The organism is Umezawaea sp. NPDC059074 (assembly GCF_042738955.1).
Classification (GTDB): domain Bacteria; phylum Actinomycetota; class Actinomycetes; order Mycobacteriales; family Pseudonocardiaceae; genus Umezawaea.
In genome coordinates this window covers 48,352-50,643 of sequence record NZ_JBHYHC010000064.1, presented here as the reverse complement: position 1 = coordinate 50,643, position 2,292 = coordinate 48,352, and the positions used below count along the sequence as shown (strand labels likewise).

Here is a 2,292-nt window from a genome sequence, read left to right as displayed (position 1 = left end):
CGCCGGGGCCGCCCACGGTCCACATCAGACCGCCTTCAGCGCTTTGCCGCCGGAGTAGACGATGTCGATGCGCAGCACGCTGTCGTTGCCCACCGCGCCGTCCTTGTCGGCCGTGGTGGTCAGCCAGATGTCGCCGTTGCGGTCGGTTTCGACCGTCCTCAGGCGACCGTAGGTGCCCTGGAAGTAGCTGGCCTCCTCGACCAGGTTGGCGTTGGCGTCGATGCGCATCCGGTACAGGCGCTGGCCGACGGTCGTGGCGACGAACACGTAGTTGTTGATGATCGTCAACCCGCTGGGCGAGGCCTGGCTGGTGGACCAGATCTTCTTCGGCGCGATGAAACCGCCGCAGCTCCCCTGGTTGCCCTCGCACGACGGCCAGCCGTAGTTGCCGCCCTTGGTGATCAGGTTGACCTCGTCGAGGCTGGTGTTGCCGAACTCGGCGGACCACAGGCGGCCCTGGGCGTCGAAGTCGAGGCCCTGCGGGTTGCGGTGGCCCATGCTCCACACCGCGTTGCCGAACGGGTTGTCCGACGGGATCGAGCCGTCGAGGTTGATGCGCAGGATCTTGCCGTTCAACGAGTTCCGGTCCTGCGCGTTGTTGCCGTTCTGGGCGTCGCCGGAGGTGATGTACAGCTTGCCGTCCGGGCCGACGCGGAGCCTGCCGCCGTTGTGGAAGCGGTTCTTCGCCAAGCCCTGCAACAACACCGTGTACTCGACGAGCTGGTTGTTCACCAGGCGCATCCGCGCGACGCGATTGCCCTCGTTGGCCGTGTGGTAGATGTACACGAATCCGTCGGACGCGAAGTTCGGCCCGACCTCCAGGCCCAGCAGGCCGCCCTCACCGCCGGTGCCGACGACGTTCGGGACGTTGCCGACGTTCGTGCGTTGGCCGCCCTCGGTCAGGCGGTACACGGTGAAGAACTCGCGTTCGCTGAACAGCGCCGAGCCGTCCGGCAGGAACGCGATGCCCCACGGGACGTCGACGCCGCTCGCCAACGTCGTGACCGCGCCGGGGTTCGGCACGCCCGCCGGGCCGGACGCGCTGGGCGTCACGGCGATCTCGTTGCCCAGCGCCGAAACGTTGCCCGCGGCGTCACGGGCGCGCACGCGGAACAGGTACTGGCGGCCGGTGGTCAGACCGGCGACGGTCGACGAGGGACCGTCGGACGTCCCGGTCTGCACGCCGTCGCGGAAGATGTCGTAGCCGACGACGGCCACGTTGTCCGTGGACGCGGTCCACGCCAGGTCGACGCTCGTGGCGGTCTTCGACGGCGAGCGCAGCGAACCGGGCACGCTCGGCGCGACGGTGTCGGCGGGCGCGGGGTCGGTGCGCACCAGGACGTTGTTGCTGGCCAACGAGACGTTGCCCGCGGCGTCCTTGGCGAACACGGTCCAGTCGTACTCGGTGTTCGGGATCAGCCCGGACGCCGTGCCCTGGAGGACGTTGCCGACGCTGGTGACCAGCTGGCCGTGCTGGTAGATGTCGTAGCCGACGACGCCGACGTTGTCGGAGGCGGCGTTCCACGCCAGCGACACGGTGGTCGAGGACTTGCCCGTGGAGCGCAGGCCGGTCGGCGCGCTGGGGGCCTGGGTGTCGGCCGGGGCGACGAAGTCGACGGTCAGCTTGTCGGCGTTCGGGCCGCCCTGCGCGGTGGTCGCGGTGCCGCGGATCTTGTTGCTGCCCGCTGCCAGCACGACGGTGGTGGACGCGGTCGCCCACGTGTCCCAGGTCGGCGTGGCGGGGAACGACAGGGACTTCGGCGTACCGCCGTTGACGGAGAGGTTCAGCGGGCGGTCGACGCCGGAGCCGTGCGCGTAGCGGAACACGAGCGAGTACGTGCCCGCCTGGGCCGCGGAGACCGTGTACTCGACGTAGCTGCCGACGACGTTGTCGTAGTTGACGAAGCCACGGCCGGTGTAGCCGGACCAGTTCGACTCGACCACGCCCTGGGACACCACGGCGTCCTCGGACTGGTAGTCGACGGGCGCGGCAGACGCGGGGCTGACGACCGACAGCGTCAACACTGACGCGGTCAGCAAGGCAAGCGCTTTCCGATAACTCACTGAGGGACCTTCCACAGGCAGGACAGGTGGACGGACACGTCAGCGGCGGATGCTCGGTGCCTCAGGCATCACAACACCGACCTACTGGCCAGTCAAGGCAATCGGGCAACCGGAACACAGCGGTGGGGGGGGCCCCCCGCCCGCCCCCCCCCCCCCCCCCGGGCGAGGGCGGGGGGGTGGGCCCGCCCCCCCCCCCCCGGGTGGGCCGGGGGGGGGGGGTTTGTTGGG

Annotated in this window: 1 protein-coding gene; it reads right to left on the bottom strand. The window is 69.9% G+C overall.

What is annotated here, in order from left to right; genetic code table 11:
• Positions 1–24: 24 nt before the first annotated feature.
• Complete coding sequence (locus tag ACFWW9_RS26775; RefSeq protein ID WP_390383504.1) at positions 25–2,040, bottom strand: PQQ-dependent sugar dehydrogenase; 2,016 nt, start codon at positions 2,038–2,040, stop codon at positions 25–27.
• Between the last annotated feature and the right edge of the window lie 252 nt (positions 2,041–2,292).